Source organism: Micromonospora sp. NPDC048905, assembly GCF_040649655.1.
Lineage (GTDB): Bacteria > Actinomycetota > Actinomycetes > Mycobacteriales > Micromonosporaceae > Micromonospora.
In genome coordinates, this window is sequence record NZ_JBEZFV010000001.1 from 834,227 (window position 1) to 851,249 (window position 17,023).

The window sequence follows — 17,023 nt, forward strand, 5'->3', positions numbered from 1 at the left end:
GCGGCGGTTCACCTGGCACAACGGACAACACGCCGGAGCCGACACGCCGCACCGGCCGCCGGAGAGCGGCGTTTCCGTCCGCGCGCGTCCCAGCGTGCGGCATTCTGGGCGAAAAGTCGGAATGAGGGGGTTGGTCATGGCCACGTGCGAGGTCTGCGGCAACGACTACTGGATGGCGTTCGAGGTGCACACCGTCAGCGGCGACGTGCACACCTTCGACTCGTTCGAGTGCGCGATCCACCGGATGGCACCGATCTGCGAGCACTGCCAGGTCAAGATCGTCGGACATGGGGTGGAGGTCAACGGCCGCTTCTTCTGCTGCGGACACTGCGCCCGCGCGGTCGAGGGCGCCGAGGGCGCCGAGATCCGCGACGCCGTCGGCGCGCGCCCGGCCTGACCGCCCGCCCCGCCTGACCGCTCGCCCGCCCCGCCCGAGCGACCCCGCCGTCGCGCCGGCCGCGCCGCAACGCCGCGCCCGATCCCACCATCCTGCGGTACGGTCGTCGCCATGCGGCCACTGCTCGGCGTTCTGCCCCCGCCGCGCTCCTGAACGGAGCGCCGCGCCCTCCCCGACCCGGTGACCGACCCGGCTCGGCCCCCTGCCGTACGCGCTCCGTCGACGTCGTCCCCGTCAACGGCTCACCCTTCGGAGCGCCTTCGTGTCCCTCTCCCGTACCGTGCCGCCGGCCGCCCCGGCCACGACCCCGAGTCCGACCCGCACCGGCCTGATCCAGATCACCGTCACCGGCGTGCTGTGGGGCACCACCGGCGTGGCGGTGCAACTCCTGCGCGACAGCACCGGGCTCAGCCCGGTGAGCATCGGTTTCCACCGCCTCGCGATCGCCGCGCTCGTGCTGCTGGCGTGCACCGCCGGCCGACTCGGCACGCTGCGGTCGGCCCTGCGCGCGACACCCGTACCGCTGCTGCTCACCGGCCTCGGCCTCGGCCTCTACCAGGCGCTCTACTTCGTCGCGGTGGCGTGGGCGGGCGTCAGCGTCGCCACAGTCGTCAGCCTGGGCCTGGCCCCGGTGCTCGCCGCGGCCTGGGAGTCAGTGCGCGCCCGCCGGCTCCCCGGCCCGCTGCCCCTCGCCACGCTGGTCGCGGCAGTGGTCGGCCTCGCCCTGATCACCGGGGCGACGGCGGACCCCACCGCCGCCGCGCCCGCGCCGCTGCTCGGCCTGCTCGCGGCGGCCGGCTCCGGCCTCGGGTACGCGGTGACCACCCTGATCAGCCGCCAGGCGTCCCAGCGCGTCGCGCCGATGACGCTGACCACCATCTCCACGGTGATCGGAGCACTGACCCTGGCCCCGTTCGCCGTGGTCGCCGGGGTCGGCGTGCCGGTCCGCCCCGACACCATGGCCCTGCTGCTGCACCTCGGCGTGATCACCACGGCGGTGGCGTACGCGCTGTTCTACGCCGGGCTGCGGACCACCCCGGGCAGCGTCGCCGCCGTGCTGACCCTGCTCGAACCGCTCACCGCGGCGGCGCTGGCGGTGGCGCTGCTGCACGAGCCCCTTCCGCTGCCGGTCGTCGGAGGCGGTGTGCTGCTGCTCACCGCCGTGGCCGTCACCTACCTGACGCCTCGACGAGACACCCCCTGAGGCGGCCTACCATCGTCGGATGCCCTCGCAGACCACGGAGATCCGGACGGCGTCCTTCGCCGACCTGAACGCCCGCACCTTCCATGACCTGCTCAAGCTGCGCGTCGACGTCTTCGTGGTGGAACAGCGCTGCCCCTACCCGGAGTTGGACGGGCGCGACGTCGAGCCGGGCACCCGGCACGTCTGGCTGACCGACGGCGGCGCGCCGCTGGCGTACCTGCGGGTCCTGGCCGACCCGGACGGCACCGCCCGGATCGGTCGGGTGGTGGTCGCCCCGCAGGCGCGCGGCGGCGGGCACGCCGGCCGGCTGATGAGCGCGGCGCTGGACGTGGTGGGCAACCGGCCCTGCGTGCTGGACGCCCAGTCGCACCTGGTCGCGTTCTACACCCGGCACGGCTTCGCGGTCAGCGGCCCGGAGTACGTCGAGGACGGCATCCCGCACACCCCGATGCGACGCGACGTCATTGACGGCTGACGATCGAGCTGGCATGGTTCCGGATAGAGCCGTCGCGGGAGCCAGCGATTAGGCGCGGGAGTGGGCAACTCCCGCCGATCCGGGTGTCGTCGTCCGACCTTCTCCCCCGGGGGCTCCATGTCCACTCTCACCCGATCACGACGCGTGCTCTGGTTGTTAGCCATCGCGGCGACCAGCACGCTCCTGTTGACGACCGCTCTGAACACCATGCGGGCCGAGCCCGCCGCCGCGCACGGGACGGTCGTCGACCCGGCCTCGCGTAGCTACAGCTGTTGGCAACGGTGGGGCGCCGAGTTCCAGAACCCCCGGATGGCCACCGAAGACCCGATGTGCTGGCAGGCCTGGCAGGCCGACCCGCAGGCCATGTGGAACTGGAACGGCCTGTTCCGCGAGGGTGTGGGCGGCAACCACCAGGCCGCCGTCCCCAACGGCCAGTTGTGCAGCGGCGGGCGCACCCAGAACGGTCGCTACAACGCGCTGGACACCATCGGCGCGTGGAAGACCACCGCGGTGTCGAACAACTTCCGGCTCCGCTTCTTCGACGGGGCCAGTCACGGCGCCGACTACATCCGGGTGTACGTGACCAAGCAGGGCTTCGACGCGCTCACCGAGCCGCTCGGCTGGGACGACCTGGAGTTGGCCGGTCAGATCGGCAACACTCCGGCCTCGCAGTGGAACCCGGACACCGGCGGTGTCTCCATCCAGATCCCGGTGAACGCGGCCGGGCGCACCGGACGGCACATCGTCTACACCGTCTGGCAGGCCAGCCACTTCGACCAGTCGTACTACCTGTGCAGCGACGTCACCTTCGGGGGCACGACTCCGCCGCCGACCACGCCGCCGCCGACGACCCCGCCGCCCACCACGCCTCCGCCCACCACGCCGCCGCCCACCACCCCGCCGCCGAGCACCCCGCCGCCGGCTGGGGCCTGCACGGCGACGTACCAGGTCACCGGCCAGTGGTCCGGTGGCTTCCAGGCCGAGGTGAAGGTGAGCGCGGGCGGATCACCCACCAAAGGTTGGTCGGTGAGCTGGAACTACAACAACGGCCAGCAGGTCACCTCGTCGTGGAACGCGACGGTCAGCACCAACGGCTCGCTGGTCACCGCACGCAACGCCAACCACAACGGCACCCTCGCCGCCGGCGCGAGCACCACGTTCGGTTTCCTCGGCTCGTGGAACGGCAGCAACCCGGTTCCGCTGGTCTCCTGCACGTCGACCAGTTGACCTCCGTCCGGTGCCGCACCCGGGCGGGGGTGCGGCACCGGCCGGCGGTAACCGGGGTCAGACCAGGCAGTTGACGATCTCGGCGACCGAGCGGCGGCGACCGGTGTAGAACGGGACCTCTTCGCGGACGTGCCGGCGGGCGCCGGACGCGCGCAGGTCCCGCATCAGGTCCACGATCCGGTGCAGCTCGTCGGCCTCGAAGGCGAGCATCCACTCGTAGTCACCCAACGCGAACGAGGCCACCGTGTTGGCGCGGACGTCCGGGTAGCCGCGCGCCATCTTGCCGTGCTCGGCCAGCATCTCGCGCCGCTCGGCGTCGGGCAGCAGGTACCACTCGTAGGAGCGGACGAACGGGTACACGCAGATGTAGGGGCGGGCCTCCTCGCCGGCCAGGAACGCCGGGATGTGGCTCTTGTTGAACTCGGCCGGCCGGTGCAGCGCCATCTGCGACCAGACCGGGGTCAGCGACCGCCCCAGCGTGGTGCGACGGAACCGCAGGTACGCGTCCTGGAGCGCGTCGGGGGACGCGGAGTGCCACCAGATCATCACGTCCGCGTCGGCGCGCAGACCGGCGACGTCGTACACGCCGCGGACCACCACGTCCTTGCCGGCCAACTCGTCGAAGAGGGCCACGACCTCGCCGGTGACGTTGTCCCGCAGCGACGGCAGCGGGGCGCTGGCCCGGAACACCGACCACATGGTGTAGCGGATGCTGTCGTTGAGCTCCCGCAGGCGGGCCGCGTTGGTCTGCTCGGTCATGTCGCCGATCCTCCCAGTGCTGTGATGATCTCGTCGGCCGCCGTCTCGCCGGAGCGGACGCAGACCGGAATGCCGACGCCGTCGTAACCAGCGCCGGCGAGGACCAGGGTGGGGTACGCGGCGCGCAACGCCGCGCGTGCCGCGGCGACCCGGTCGGCGTGCCCCGGCGCGTACTGCGGCAGCGCACCGCCCCACCGCTGCACGTGCCCGTCGACCGGGGCGGGCAACGGGGTGCCGAGCACCGCCGAGAGCTCTCGGTGCACGGTGGTCGCCAGGTCCGCGTCGGGGCGCTGAAGGTGCGCCTCCTCGCCGTAGCGGCCCACCGACGCCCGCACCAACGCCAGGCCGTCCGGCCGGCGCAGGTGCCCCCACTTGGTGGTGAAGAAGGTCGCCGCCTTGATCAGCAGCCCTTCGGTGCTGGGCACCAGGAAACCGGACAGCTCGGGCAGCTGCGGTTGCGGCAGCGCCAGCGTGACCAACGCGACGCTCGCGTAGTCCAACTCGCCGACACCCTTCGCGGCCACCGGGGCCGGACCCGCGAGCAGCCGGGCCGCCGGTCGCGCCGGCACCGCCAGCACCACGGCGTCCACGTCGACGAGCGCGGGATCGCGCGTCGGGCCGACGGTGAGCCGCCAACCCGTGCCGGTCGGGGTCACCTCGCGGACGGCGGCGTCCCGCCGTACCGTCGCGCCGCTGGCCGACACCGCCGCCTCGACCAGGGTGCTGAGCCCACCCACCAGGGTGCCGAAGATCGGAGCGCCGGGGGCGCGCGGCGCGGCGGCCTGCGCGGCCCGGACCGCACCGGTCAGGGTGTGCTCCACCCGGGCCGTGCGGGCCAGCGCCGGCATCGTCGTGACCAGGGAGAGATCGTCGGCGCGGCCCGCGTACACGCCGCCCAGCATCGGGTCGACCAGCCGCTCGACCACCTCGTCGCCGAAGCGGGACCGGACCAGCGCGCCCACCGAGACGTCCGCGTCCGGCCCGACCAGCGGCCGCCCGTCGTCGGTGTCAGCGTCCGCCGCCGGGCGGGCGACCGAGGTCACCCGGTCCAGATCCCCGGGTACGCCCACCAGGGTGCCGCCCGGGATGGGGCGCAGCCCACCGTCGACGACCAGCGCGGCCTGCCCCACCGTGGGGTGCACGATCCGATCGGCCAACCCGAGCCGCCGGATCAGGGTCACCGCGGCGGACTCCGCCCCGGTCGGGTCACGCATCAGGAACGACTCGGCCCCGAACTCCACCGGCTGGCCGGCCAACTCCCCGGTCCGCAGCTTGCCGCCCAGCGCGCCGGACTGCTCGTACACCGTGATCTCGGTGCCGGCCGGTGCGTGGTCGCGCAGGCGGACCGCGGCCGCCAGGCCGGCGATCCCGCCGCCGACCACCGCCACCCGCCAGGGCTGCCGCATGCCCGCTCAGCCCTGGTCGGCCCGGCGGCTGGACAGCTCGTGCACCAGCGCGACCACCCGGGTCAACACCTCCGGGTCGGTCTCCGGCAGCACACCGTGGCCAAGGTTGAACACGTGCCCGGGGGCCGCCCGGCCCTGCTCCAGGATGCGACGCACCTCGGCCTCCACCACCGGCCACGGTGCGAACAGCACGCACGGGTCCAGGTTGCCCTGCACCGCCCGGTCCGGGCCGATCCGCTGAGTGGCCACGTCCAGCGGGGTACGCCAGTCGACGCCGACCACGTCCGCGCCGGCCTCGCCCATCGCGCCGAGCAGCTCGGCGGTGCCCACCCCGAAGTGGATCCGCGGCACCCCGGAGTCGACCAGCCCGCTCAGCACGGCGGTGGAGTGCGGCAGCACGTAGCGGCGGTAGTCGGCCTCGGACAGCGCGCCCGCCCAGGAGTCGAACAACTGCACGGCGGACACACCCGCCTCGATCTGCACCCGCAGGAAGGCGAGCGTCACCTCGGACAGCCGGCCGCACAGCGCGTGCCACAGCTCCGGGTTGCCGTACATCAGGGCCTTGGTCTTCGCGTGGGTCCGCGACGGCCCACCCTCGACCAGGTAGCTGGCCAGGGTGAACGGCGCGCCGGCGAAACCGATGAGCGGGGTGTCGCCCAGCTCGACCACCAACTGCCGGACGGCCTCGTCCACGTACGGGACGTCGTCGCGGGTGATGGGGCGGATCCGCTCGACGTCGGCGAGGGTGCGGACCGGCTCGGCGACCACCGGACCGGTGCCCGGCACGATGTCCAGATCGACACCGGCCGCCGCGACCGGCACCACGATGTCGCTGAACAGGATCGCCGCGTCCACTCCGTGCCGGCGCACCGGCTGGAGCGTGATCTCGGTGACCAACTCCGGGCGACGGCAGGACTCCAGCATCGGCACGGTCGCCCGGATCTCCCGGTATTCCGGCAGCGAGCGGCCGGCCTGGCGCATGAACCAGACCGGGGTGTGCGGGCCGGGCCGTCGCCGGCAGGCCCTGACGAAGGGCGAGTCGGCTGGTCCGCCGGGGCGGGGTTCTCCGTCTCGGGCGACAGTGCCCGTGGTGTCCGTGGTCATCGCCGCAATCGTGCCACGCCCACCACCCCCGTCCCACCTGGGGTGAAAGGAAGAGTGACTTCCGTGGGCCTCCGGCGGCGCACGGGTGTCGGCGCGCCGTCGGAGCCGGGGGCCGACGGCGGCATAGGCTGCCGACATGGCCCCCCCGATCGCGCTCCCGGAGACGTTCGCCCGCGCGGTCGCCGGGCTGCGATCGGCGACCCCCCGGCCGGAGATCACGCTGGAGGAGGTCGGGGCCCCCCAGCGGTTGGCCCCGTACACGTTCGCGCTCTCCGCGACCGTCCTGCGCGACGGCGACGAGGTGGCGACCGGCCGGTTGATCCTGCTGCACGATCCGGTCGGCCACGAGGCGTGGCAGGGCACCCTGCGGTTGGTCACCTACGTGACCGCCGAGTTGGAGGTCGACCTGGCCGCCGACCCGCTGCTGCCCGGGGTCGGCTGGACGTGGCTGACCGACGCGTTGGACGCCCAGGACGCCGGCCACCGGGCGATCGGCGGCACGGTGACGCAGACCATGTCGACCCGGTTCGGTGACCTCGCCGGCCCGCCGACCGTGGGCGACATCGAGATCCGCGCCTCCTGGACGCCTGTCGACGACGAGCTGACGCCGCACCTGCTCGGCTGGTGTGCGTTGCTCGCCTCCACGGCCGGTCTGCCACCACCGGGGGTCACCGCCCTGGCCGATCGCCGGTCGGCCGGCGCGGCCTGACCCAACCGGTCCATCCCCTCCCGCGCCCGTCCCGCCCCGCGCCCCGCCCCCTTCCGCGTCGATCATGGAGTTGGGGTGGGCGAAATACTGCCGTGCGCGGCATTTGTGAGGCACCACAGGTCCATGATCGACGGGGTGCGGGCAGTTGGCCGGGACACCTCGCGGACACCTGATCGACACACGCCGGACCGGCTGCACCCGCCGGTTCACCGCGCGCACTAGGGTTGGCAGGTGACCGACGAACCACCCCAGCGCCGTCGGCCCGCCGAAGAACTCCCGGGAAACGCACCCCAGCACCCGCCGTCGGCCCAGCCGCAGCCGGCGGACGACAGGGTCGACCCGACCGACGGTGGGCCCGTTCCGCTGATCGCCCCGCGTGACGGCACCCCCGATCCGGTGGCCGCCCCGGCCGAGCTCGCCGAGGTCGTGGCCCGCTTCGCGGCGGGCAGCGGCCCCGTCGCCCTGGACGCCGAGCGCGCCTCCGGCTACCGCTACAGCCAGCGCGCGTATCTGGTGCAACTGCGCCGGGCCGGCGCGGGTACGGCGCTGATCGACCCGCTGCCCCTGCCGGACCTCAGTGCGCTGGACGCGGCGATCGGGGATGCCGAGTGGGTGCTCCACGCGGCCAGCCAGGATCTGCCCTGCCTGGCCGAGGTGGGGCTGCGCCCGCGCCGACTGTTCGACACCGAGCTGGCAGCTCGGCTGGCCGGGTTCGAGCGCGTCGGGCTGGCCGCGCTGACCGAGCAGCTGCTCGGGTTCACCCTGGAGAAGCACCACTCGGCCGCCGACTGGTCGAGCCGACCGCTGCCCGAGTCGTGGCTGACGTACGCGGCTCTCGACGTGGAACTGCTCACCGACCTGCGCGACGCGCTCGACGCCGAGCTGACCCGACAGGGCAAGTCGGCCTGGGCCGCGGAGGAGTTCGCCGCGCTGGTCCGCACCGGGGCGCGCCCGCCGCGGGTCCGGGCGGAGCCCTGGCGGCGTACCTCCGGCATCCACCGGCTGCGCGGGGCGCGGGCGCAGGCTCGCGTCCGCTCGATGTGGTACGCCCGGGACCAGATCGCTTCCCGGCGGGACGCCGCGCCCGGTCGGGTGTTGCCCGACTCGGCGATCATCGCCGCCGCCGAGTTGGACCCGAAGGACGAGAAGACCCTGCTGACCCTGCCCGGTTTCGGCGGTCGGTCGGTCCGTCGGTTGGCCCGCACCTGGCTCGCCGCTCTCGACGACGCCCGGCAGTTGCCGGACGACTCGTTGCCGGTCTCCCCGACCGTGGAGGGTCCACCCCCGCCGCACCGCTGGGCCGAACGGGATCCGGTGGCGGCTGGTCGGCTCGCCCGTTGCCGGGAGGTGGTGATCCGCGTCGCCGGTGAGCACAACCTGCCGCCGGAGAACCTGATCACCCCGGATTCGGTGCGCCGGCTGGCCTGGACGCCGCCGGAGGACCTCACCGAGGAGACGGTCGCGGAGACCCTGCGCGGCCTCAACGCCCGCGAATGGCAGATCGGCCTCCTGAACCCCGACCTAACCGAAGCCCTAAACCCCACCCCCTAACCCCCGCCCCAATCCCACCCACCCATCACCCGCCCCCTGCGGTTGATCATGGAGTTGTTGCCACCGCGACCGGCGTGTCGTGACAACAACTCCGTGATCGACCGGGGAGTGGGGCGGGTGGGGGCCGGAGTGGGGTGGGTGGGGCCGGGTGTGGGGTGGGCCACAGGGGGACGTGGTACCACGGTGGTTACTGGCGAGTAGCATTCGGGGGAACGTGCCCGTGTCGGCGACCCTTGTCCGGTCCGGCGTGCCGCATGGCCGAAGGCCGAATCATGGTCGAATAGGAGGCTCAAGTGCCCCGTGAAGTTCGGGATGTCGTCTTTGTCGACGGTGTCCGTACCCCGTTCGGCAAGGCGGGTGGCATGTACGCCAACACCCGCGCCGACGACCTGGTGATCCGCTGCATCCGTGAACTGCTGCGCCGCAATCCGCAGCTGCCCCCGGAGCGGGTCGAGGAGGTCGCCATCGCGGCCACCACCCAGATCGGCGACCAGGGCCTCACCATCGGCCGTACCGCCGCCCTGCTGGCCGGTCTGCCCAAGACCGTTCCCGGCTTCGCCATCGACCGGATGTGCGCCGGCGCCATGACCGCGGTGACCACCGTGGCCAGCGGCATCGCCATGGGCGCGTACGACGTCGCCATCGCCGGCGGCGTCGAGCACATGGGACACCACCCGATGGGCGAGGGCGTCGACCCCAACCCGCGCATCATCGCGGAGAAGCTGGTCGACCCGTCCGCGCTGGTCATGGGCGCCACCGCGGAGAACCTGCACGACCTGGTCCCGCACATCACCAAGGCACGCACCGACGCGTTCGCGCTCGCCTCGCAGCAGAAGACCGCGAAGGCGTACGCCAACGGCAAGCTCCAGGACGACCTGGTGCCGATGTCCATCCGCGACGAGGAGGGTGGCTGGGGCCTGGCGACGGTGGACGAGGCCCCGCGGGACACGTCGCTGGAGAAGCTCGCCACCCTGAAGACCCCGTTCCGCCCGCACGGCAAGGTCACCGCGGGCAACGCGGCCGGCCTGAACGACGGCGCCACCGCGAGCCTGCTCGCCGACGAGGCCACCGCCCGCGAGCTGGGCCTGCCGGTCGCCATGCGGCTGGTGTCGTTCGGTTTCGTCGGCGTGGAGCCGGAGGTGATGGGCGTCGGCCCGATCCCGTCGACGGAGAAGGCGCTGCGTCTCGCCGGGCTCAGCATCGACGACATCGGCCTGTTCGAGCTGAACGAGGCGTTCGCCGTGCAGGTGCTCGCCTTCCTCGACCACTTCGGCATCGCCGACGACGACGCGCGGGTCAACCCGTGGGGCGGCGCGATCGCCATCGGCCACCCCCTCGCCTCGTCGGGCGTACGGCTGATGACGCAGCTGGCCCGCCAGTTCGCCGAGCACCCCGAGGTCCGGTACGGCCTCACCGCGATGTGCATCGGCATCGGCATGGGCGGCACGGTCATCTGGGAGAACCCGCACTGGGAGGGTGGCAACAAGTGAAGACACCGAACGAGGTCGTCACCCGGGCGCTGCTGCGGCAGGTGAACGTACCGGGGCTGGACCGGCCCGCCGCCCTGATCACGTTGGACAACGGGCTCGACCACACCAAGCCGAACACGTTCGGTCCGGGTGGGTTGGCCAGCCTGGACGAGGCGATCACCGCCGCGCTCGCCGCCGACCCGGCGTTCATCGCGGTCACCGGCAAGCCGTACATCTTCTGTGTGGGCGCGGACATCGTCGGCCTGCCGCAACTCGCCGACCGCGCGCAGGCGCTGGAGATCGGCCGGCTCGGTCACCGGGTCTTCGCCCGACTCAAGGACAGCACGGTCCCCACCTTCGCGTTCGTCAACGGGGCGGCGATGGGCGGCGGGCTGGAGTTGGCGCTGCACTGCCACTACCGGACGCTGTCCGGCGGCGCGGCGGCCCTCGCGCTGCCCGAGGTCTCCCTCGGTCTGGTGCCCGGCTGGGGCGGCACCCAACTGCTGCCGAACCTGATCGGCATCCCCGCCGCGACCCAGGTGATCATCCAGAACCCGCTGATGCAGAACAAGATGCTCAAGCCGAAGCAGGCCGCCGAGCTGGGCATCGCGGACATCCTGCTGGAGCCGGCGGACTTCCTGGAGCGTTCCCTGGAGTGGGCCGCCGGCGTGGTCCGGGGTCAGGTCACCGTGACCCGGCCCGAGGTCGACAAGGACATGTGGGCGGGCGTGCTCTACTTCGCCCGCGAGACGCTGAACCAGCGGCTGCACGGCGCGGTCCCGGCCGCGTACAAGGCCCTCGACCTGCTGGAGACGGCGAAGGACGGCGACTTCGCCGCCGGCACCGCCGCCGAGGACGAGGCCCTCGCGGACCTGGTTTTCTCCGAGGAGTTGCGCAGCGGCCTGTACGCCTTCGACCTGGTGCAGCGGCGGGCCAAGCGGCCGGCCGGGGCACCGGACAAGGGACTGGCCCGCACGATCACCAAGGTCGGCATCGTCGGCGCCGGCCTGATGGCCAGCCAGTTGGCGCTGCTGTTCGCCCGCCGCCTCCAGGTGCCGGTCGTCATGAGCGACCTGGACCAGTCCCGGGTGGACAAGGGCGTCGGCTACGTGCACAGCCAGATCGAGAAGGCCGTCGTCAAGGGCCGGATGGACAAGGGCACCGCCGCCAAGCTGTACGGGCTGGTCAGCGGCACTGTCGACAAGAGCGCCTTCGCCGACGCCGACTTCGTCATCGAGGCGGTCTTCGAGGACCTGGGCGTCAAGAAGCAGGTCTGGGCCGAGCTGGAGAAGATCGTCTCCCCGGAGGCGGTGCTCGCCACCAACACCAGCTCGCTGTCGATCACCGAGATGGCCGCCGACCTGGAGCACCCGGAGCGGGTGGTCGGCTTCCACTTCTTCAACCCGGTGGCGGTGCTGCCGCTGCTGGAGATCGTCCGGGGTGAGCGCACCGACGACACCACCCTGGCCACCGCGTTCGCGGTCGGCAAGCAGCTCAAGAAGTCGAGCGTGCTGGTCAAGGACGCTCCGGCGTTCGTGGTGAACCGGCTGCTCACCCGCTTCCTGGGCACCGTCTTCGCCGCCGTCGACGCCGGCACCCCGCTGGACGTGGCGAACAGCGCACTGGACCCGCTGGGCCTGCCGATGCGCCCGCTCGCCCTGCTCCAGCTCGTCGGACCGGCCGTCGCGTACCACGTGGGCGGCACCCTGCACGCGGCGTACCCGGACCGGTTCGGGGTCAGCGAGAACCTCAGGCGGATCGCCGACTCCGGTCAGCCGATCGTGGTCGACGACCAGGTCAACGACGAGGTGGCCAAGCTGCTCGTCGTCGGTGACCAGCCGCTGACCGCCGAGCAGGTACGCCAGAACGCGCTCGACGCGCTCGCGCAGGAGATCCGGCTGATGCTGGACGAGGGCGTGGTCGCCGAGGCGCAGGACATCGACCTGTGCATGATCCTGGGCGCCGGGTGGCCGTTCCACCTGGGTGGCGTCACGCCGTACCTGGATCGGACCGGCACCTCCGAGCGGGTCACCGGTCAGCGGTTCCTGCCGCACGGGGCGGCGAGCCTGCCCGCCTGACGAGTCCACCGCGTCACCGTCGCGGTGGTCGGACCGTCCCTCGTGGACGGCCGACCACCGCGACCGTTTGTGATCAGCCGGTTGCCCGAGGGGGGCCGACGCGGGGGCATCGCCGGTTGCCGCACCGGGTTAGGATCACGCGCTTCGCACCCCCTGACTTGGAGCCAACTGATGTCTCAGCCGCCGGCCAACCCGTACGGCCCGCCGCACGATCCCGCCAACCAGCCCCAGCAGCCGGGGCAGCCGCAGTACCCGGGCCAGGCGCAGCAGCCCGGTGGGTGGCCGCAGCAGCCGGGCCAGCCCGGTGGGTGGCCGCAGCAGCCGAGCCAGCCGGGGCAGCCCGGTGGGTGGCCCCAGCAGCCGGGCCAGCAGCAGTACCCGGGTCAGCCGCAGCAGCCCGGTGGGTGGCCGCCTCCGCAGCAGCAGGGGTTCCCACCCGCGCAGCCGGGTCAGCCGTACCTGCCCGGCGGCCCGCCCCCGGCGAAGAAGTCGAACGTCGGCAAGATCGTGCTCATCGTGCTGGCGGTGGTGCTGGTGCTCTGCCTGGGCGGGGCGGCGATCACCTGGTTCGCGATCCGGAAGGACGTCGGCGACGTCGTCGACGCCACCAAGACCCGGGTGGTCGCGCCGGCGACCCTCGCCGGCCGGCCGAAGCTCACCGACCCGCAGCTCCAGGCGGCCGCCGACGATCTGGTCACCAAGATGAAGGCCGAGGTGCAGAACGAGACCAGCACGGTCGGTGCGTTCTACGGCGACCCGACCAAGCAGGACATCGTCATGATCGCCGCGGTGTCCGGTCTGATGACGGACCCGAAGAAGGAACTGGACGACGCCGTCAACGGGCTCACCACCGAACTGACCGTGACCAACATGGCCGCGGTCGAGGCCGGCCCGCTCGGCGGCGACGCGAAGTGCGGCGATGGCAAGGCCGCCGGGAACATCCCGTTGGGCGTCTGCGTCTGGGCCGACCGGGGCAGCGTGGGCATGGTGGTGGTCTACTTCAAGACCGCCAAGCAGGTGGAGGCCGAGTTCGTCACCATCCGGGGCCAGATCGAGCAGCGCTCCTGAGCCGTGCGACGACCGGGGCCTCGCCCACCTCAGGGTGGCCGAGGCCCCGTGCCGTACTCCGGCTCAGACCACCGGGAAGTACGTGTTCAGCTTGTTCCGCAGGTGGGCCGCGTAGATGAAGCCGAGCACCGGGTTGCCGCGGTAGGCGCTGGCCGTGCCACTGCCGACCTCCACCGCCACCGGTCGGGCCACCGCGGCGAACTTCACCTGCTGGCCCCCCTGCGCCCACGCCGAGGCCGCCGGATCGACCTGGACACCGACCAGGGCGGGAAACACCGCCACGCCGGTCTGAAGGCCACGCAGCTGCCCCTTGCGGGCCAACACGTAGTCCATCGCCGTGGCGGTGAACCTCTGCAGGGCGTCCGCCGTGACAAGCGTCGCCGGTGCGGCGACCGTGAACAGGTGCAGCTTGGTCGCCATCCACCGCATCCGGAAGTCGCCCCGGTGACCGATCAGCACCGGTACGCCGCCCCAGTTCTCGGTCCACACCTCGCAGCGGTCAGACCGAAGCCGCTCCCCGGCCGCGGTGAGGTACGGCCGCACCGGCTCGGTCGTCTTCGTGTCCATCCGGCCACACATCCCTCATCCGACTGCCGTGGCCGTTCATCCAACACCACGGCGGAGTGGTTCCGCGGCCCCGGCCACCGCAGGGTGGCCGAGGCCCCGAACCGTACGCCGGCGATCAGGCCGGTTCGTTGTCTCCCGCCGCGGCCCGCGCCGCCGCTGCCGCCGCCCGCTCGTCAGCGTTGCCGAGTACGCAGAACTCGTTGCCCTCCGGGTCGGCGAGCACCACCCAACCCCCGCCGGTCGGGCCGACGTGATCGGCGACGAGCGTCGCGCCGATGCCGAGCAGCCGCTCGACCTCCTCGGCCCGGGTGCGGTCGGCGGGTTGCAGGTCCAGGTGCAGGCGGTTCTTCACCGTCTTGCCCTCGGGCACGGCGAGAAAGAGCACCTCCGGGCCGCCCGGCGGCAGGAGCATCGCCTCCGGGTCGCCGGGGAAGTCGTCGGGATGCCGGGGGCAGTCGAAGACCTGCGCCCAGAAGCCGGCCAGGGCGTACGTGTCGTGACAGTCGATGCTGATGTTGTGAATCGTCGAACTCACAGCTGGTCCTCCTCAGTGGTGGTGGCGACACGTTCCCCGGCGCTGCGGACCACGCAGAACTCGTTCCCCTCCGGGTCGGCGAGCACCGCCCAGCCCGTACCGTCGGCGCGCCGTCGGTCGGTGACCAGGGTGGCCCCGAGGCCGAGCACCCGCTCGACCTCCTCGTCCCTGGTCCGGTCGACCGGTTCCAGGCAGATGTGCAGCCGGTTCTTGGTCACCTTGTCCTCCGGCACCTCTTGGAAGAACAGGTTCGGCGTGGTCTCGCCCGGCGGCAGCAGAGCCGCCTCCGGGTCACCCGGGAAGTCCTCCGAGTGCCGGGCGTACCCGAGCACGGCGGCCCAGAAGCCCGCCAGGGCGTACGTGTCGTGACAGTCAAAACTGATGTTGCGGATCCGTGGATACACGGGTGTTCCCTCCGTGTGGGATGGGACGCTCCGCTTCCGGGAGTCAGCCGGCGCAGACCCGGGGCGCGGAGTCATGATTGGTGGACATCGACGCACCCCCCTTCGCTTCTCGAGCTGACGGCGTGATCTTGCCACCGGTCGAACGCCGCGCGCAACCCCGGTCAGCCGGTCGTGACCGCCGCGCCGTTCACCGCCGGGGCGTCCGCCGACGGCAGGCTGACCGTCACCTCCAGGCCACCGCCGGGCTGGGCGATGACGCGTACCGTGCCGCCGTGCGCCGTGCAGACCGCCCGGACGATGGACAGCCCCAGGCCGGAGCCACGGGCGCCGGTGCGTTCCCGGCCACCGCGCCGGAACGGCTCGAACAGCCCCGGCACGTCGGCCTGGTCCACCTCGAACCCGGTGTTGCCCACGACCAGCCAGGACCGCTCGCCGTCGGTGCCGGTGCGCACCCAGAGCCGACCGTGCAGGTGGTTGTAGCGAACCGCGTTCTCGATGAGGTTGCCGGCCAACCGGTCCAGCAGCCCCGGGTCACCGACGACCGGCGCGGGCTTCAACGACGTCTGCACCCGCAGGCCGATCCGCTCCACCTCGCGGCGCATCGCCGACAACGCGTTCGCGGTGCCCGCCGAGAGGTCACACTCGGTGCGCCGGCCCAGTTGCCGCCCGGCCTGGGCCTCGCTGCGGGCCAACACCAGCAGCGCGTCCACCAGGCCGTTGGCCCGCTCGGACGCGTCCCGGACGACCGTCGCCATCCGGCGGTACTCCGCGGCATCCGCGTCGTCGTCGCTGAGCGTCACGTCGATCTCGGTACGCATCACGGCCAGCGGAGTACGCAGTTCGTGCGAGGCGTTCGCCACGAAGCGCTTCTGCGCCTCGAACGCCGACGCGATCCGGTCCAGCATGGCGTCGAACGTCTTCGCCAACTCGGCCACCTCGTCGTCGGCGCCCGAGTAGCCGATCCGCTGGTCCAGGGTGGCCTCGCCGAGGCGCTGCGCGGTCGCGGTGACCTGGTGCAGTGGGCGCAGCGCCCGGCCCGCCACCGCGTACGCGCCGGCCACCCCGACCACGCTGATCGCCAACAGCGCGACCAGGCCCTTGGCCAGCAGTTCCCCGGACGCGGCGTCGACCAGGCGCCGCTGCCACTCGGCGGCGTCCATCCGCCCGCCGTCGGAGAGCAGGACCGTCGTGCCGGGCAACAGCTCGTCGGTGGGGCGCAGCGCGTCCCGGACCAACAGCCAGGCCAGCAGCACCAGGATCGCCCCCGCGCCGACCAGCAGCACCCCGTTGAGCAGGGTCAGCCGCAACCGCAGGGTGGGCCGGACCCGGCGGCTCACGCGCCCACCTCGGCCGTGCGGTAACCCGCGCCCACCACGGTCTCGATCAGCGGCGGGTCACCGAGCTTCTTGCGCAGCGTCATCACGGTGACGCGGACGATCGTGGTGAACGGGTCGGTGTTCGCGTCCCAGACCCGTTCCAGCAGTTCCTCACTGGAAACCACCGCGCCGCGGGCCTTGAGCAGCTCGCTGAGCACCCCGAACTCCTTGTTGGTCAGGTCGACCGGCACCCCGGCGCGGGTGGCCACCCGGCGGGCCGGGTCGAGCACCAGGTCGGCCAGTTCGAGCACCGGCGGCGCGGCCGGGGTGGCCCGCCGGCCCAGCGCCTGCACCCGGGCGACCAACTCGTCGAAGGCGAACGGTTTGGACAGGTAGTCGTCCGCGCCGAGCTGCAATCCCTCCACCCGGTCGGCCACCGTGCCGCTCGCGGTCAGCATCAGCACCCGGGTCAGCGCACCGGAGGCGGCCAGATCCGCGCAGATCTGGTCACCGTGCACGCCGGGCAGGTCGCGGTCCAGCACCACCACGTCGTACCGGGTGACGAACGCCGCCTCGTGGCCGGCGTCGCCGTCGTACGCGACGTCGACCGCCATCCCCCGTTTGCGCAACCCGCGCGCGATCGCGTCGGCGAGGTTGCGCTCGTCCTCCACCACCAGTACCCGCATCCCGGCCTCCTCGCTGCTGACCACCGACAACCTAGTGCCAGCCGGCAACCATCCTCCCGCGCCGCCCG

At 72.6% G+C, this 17,023-nt stretch carries 17 protein-coding genes; 9 read left to right on the forward strand and 8 right to left on the reverse strand.

Annotated elements, in window-relative coordinates:
• Positions 1-136 precede the first annotated feature (136 nt).
• The 4 genes from AB0C01_RS03960 (at position 137) to AB0C01_RS03975 (ending at position 3,303) form a co-directional block, all read left to right on the forward strand.
• Positions 137-397, forward strand: a complete 261-nt coding sequence (locus AB0C01_RS03960; protein WP_355051720.1) for a Prokaryotic metallothionein — start codon at positions 137-139, stop codon at positions 395-397.
• A gap of 262 nt (positions 398-659) precedes the next feature.
• Positions 660-1,601 carry a DMT family transporter gene (locus AB0C01_RS03965; RefSeq protein ID WP_357570162.1) on the forward strand — a complete coding sequence of 314 codons (942 nt, stop codon included), beginning with the start codon at positions 660-662 and terminating at the stop codon, positions 1,599-1,601.
• Between the two features lie 19 nt (positions 1,602-1,620).
• Entirely contained in the window at positions 1,621-2,076 is a 456-nt protein-coding gene (locus tag AB0C01_RS03970; protein ID WP_357570163.1) for a GNAT family N-acetyltransferase, read from the forward strand.
• A 117-nt stretch (positions 2,077-2,193) separates the two neighbouring features.
• Positions 2,194-3,303, forward strand: a complete 1,110-nt coding sequence (locus AB0C01_RS03975) for a lytic polysaccharide monooxygenase (protein ID WP_357570164.1) — start codon at positions 2,194-2,196, stop codon at positions 3,301-3,303.
• Between the two features lie 57 nt (positions 3,304-3,360).
• On the opposite strand, the gene hemQ is transcribed toward AB0C01_RS03975, so the two are convergent.
• From hemQ to hemE, 3 genes are read right to left on the reverse strand one after another with little or no spacing between them, the layout of a single operon-like run.
• The gene (gene hemQ / locus AB0C01_RS03980) at positions 3,361-4,062 is read right to left on the reverse strand and encodes a hydrogen peroxide-dependent heme synthase (protein WP_357247692.1); all 702 of its coding nucleotides are present in this window, start codon (positions 4,060-4,062) and stop codon (positions 3,361-3,363) included.
• A complete protein-coding gene (gene hemG, locus AB0C01_RS03985) occupies positions 4,059-5,468 on the reverse strand; it encodes a protoporphyrinogen oxidase (RefSeq protein ID WP_357570165.1) in 1,410 nt (469 codons plus the stop codon). Before hemG ends, hemQ begins: the two co-directional genes overlap by 4 nt.
• A gap of 6 nt (positions 5,469-5,474) precedes the next feature.
• Positions 5,475-6,572 carry a uroporphyrinogen decarboxylase gene (gene hemE, locus AB0C01_RS03990; RefSeq protein WP_357378628.1) on the reverse strand — a complete coding sequence of 366 codons (1,098 nt, stop codon included), beginning with the start codon at positions 6,570-6,572 and terminating at the stop codon, positions 5,475-5,477.
• A 136-nt stretch (positions 6,573-6,708) separates the two neighbouring features.
• Between hemE and AB0C01_RS03995 the strand changes: the two genes are divergently transcribed.
• The 5 genes from AB0C01_RS03995 to AB0C01_RS04015 all read left to right on the forward strand — a co-directional run bounded on the left by AB0C01_RS03995 (position 6,709) and on the right by AB0C01_RS04015 (position 13,447).
• A complete protein-coding gene (locus AB0C01_RS03995) occupies positions 6,709-7,281 on the forward strand; it encodes a DUF3000 domain-containing protein (protein ID WP_357247684.1) in 573 nt (190 codons plus the stop codon).
• 231 nt (positions 7,282-7,512) lie between these two features.
• Positions 7,513-8,832 (forward strand): ribonuclease D, encoded by a 1,320-nt coding sequence (locus AB0C01_RS04000; protein WP_357247681.1) that lies wholly within the window; start codon positions 7,513-7,515, stop codon positions 8,830-8,832.
• A 293-nt stretch (positions 8,833-9,125) separates the two neighbouring features.
• Positions 9,126-10,322: a thiolase family protein gene (locus tag AB0C01_RS04005; RefSeq protein ID WP_357247678.1), complete on the forward strand. Its 1,197-nt coding sequence runs from the start codon at positions 9,126-9,128 to the stop codon at positions 10,320-10,322.
• Positions 10,319-12,379, forward strand: coding sequence for a 3-hydroxyacyl-CoA dehydrogenase NAD-binding domain-containing protein (locus AB0C01_RS04010; RefSeq protein ID WP_357247675.1), 2,061 nt, complete (start codon positions 10,319-10,321; stop codon positions 12,377-12,379). Before AB0C01_RS04005 ends, AB0C01_RS04010 begins: the two co-directional genes overlap by 4 nt.
• Before the next feature lie 171 nt (positions 12,380-12,550).
• Positions 12,551-13,447: a hypothetical protein gene (locus AB0C01_RS04015; RefSeq protein WP_357247672.1), complete on the forward strand. Its 897-nt coding sequence runs from the start codon at positions 12,551-12,553 to the stop codon at positions 13,445-13,447.
• 63 nt (positions 13,448-13,510) lie between these two features.
• On the opposite strand, the gene AB0C01_RS04020 is transcribed toward AB0C01_RS04015, so the two are convergent.
• The 5 genes from AB0C01_RS04020 to AB0C01_RS04040 form a co-directional block, all read right to left on the reverse strand.
• Positions 13,511-14,014: a levansucrase gene (locus AB0C01_RS04020; RefSeq protein WP_357247669.1), complete on the reverse strand. Its 504-nt coding sequence runs from the start codon at positions 14,012-14,014 to the stop codon at positions 13,511-13,513.
• Between the two features lie 115 nt (positions 14,015-14,129).
• Positions 14,130-14,549 (reverse strand): VOC family protein, encoded by a 420-nt coding sequence (locus tag AB0C01_RS04025; protein ID WP_357247667.1) that lies wholly within the window; start codon positions 14,547-14,549, stop codon positions 14,130-14,132.
• A complete protein-coding gene (locus AB0C01_RS04030; RefSeq protein ID WP_357570166.1) occupies positions 14,546-14,953 on the reverse strand; it encodes a VOC family protein in 408 nt (135 codons plus the stop codon). Before AB0C01_RS04030 ends, AB0C01_RS04025 begins: the two co-directional genes overlap by 4 nt.
• Positions 14,954-15,114: 161 nt before the next feature.
• Positions 15,115-16,290, reverse strand: coding sequence for a HAMP domain-containing sensor histidine kinase (locus tag AB0C01_RS04035; protein ID WP_357570167.1), 1,176 nt, complete (start codon positions 16,288-16,290; stop codon positions 15,115-15,117).
• Complete coding sequence (locus tag AB0C01_RS04040) at positions 16,287-16,955, reverse strand: response regulator transcription factor (protein WP_357247659.1); 669 nt, start codon at positions 16,953-16,955, stop codon at positions 16,287-16,289. The genes AB0C01_RS04035 and AB0C01_RS04040 overlap by 4 nt, the downstream gene beginning before the upstream one ends.
• Positions 16,956-17,023 lie beyond the last annotated feature (68 nt).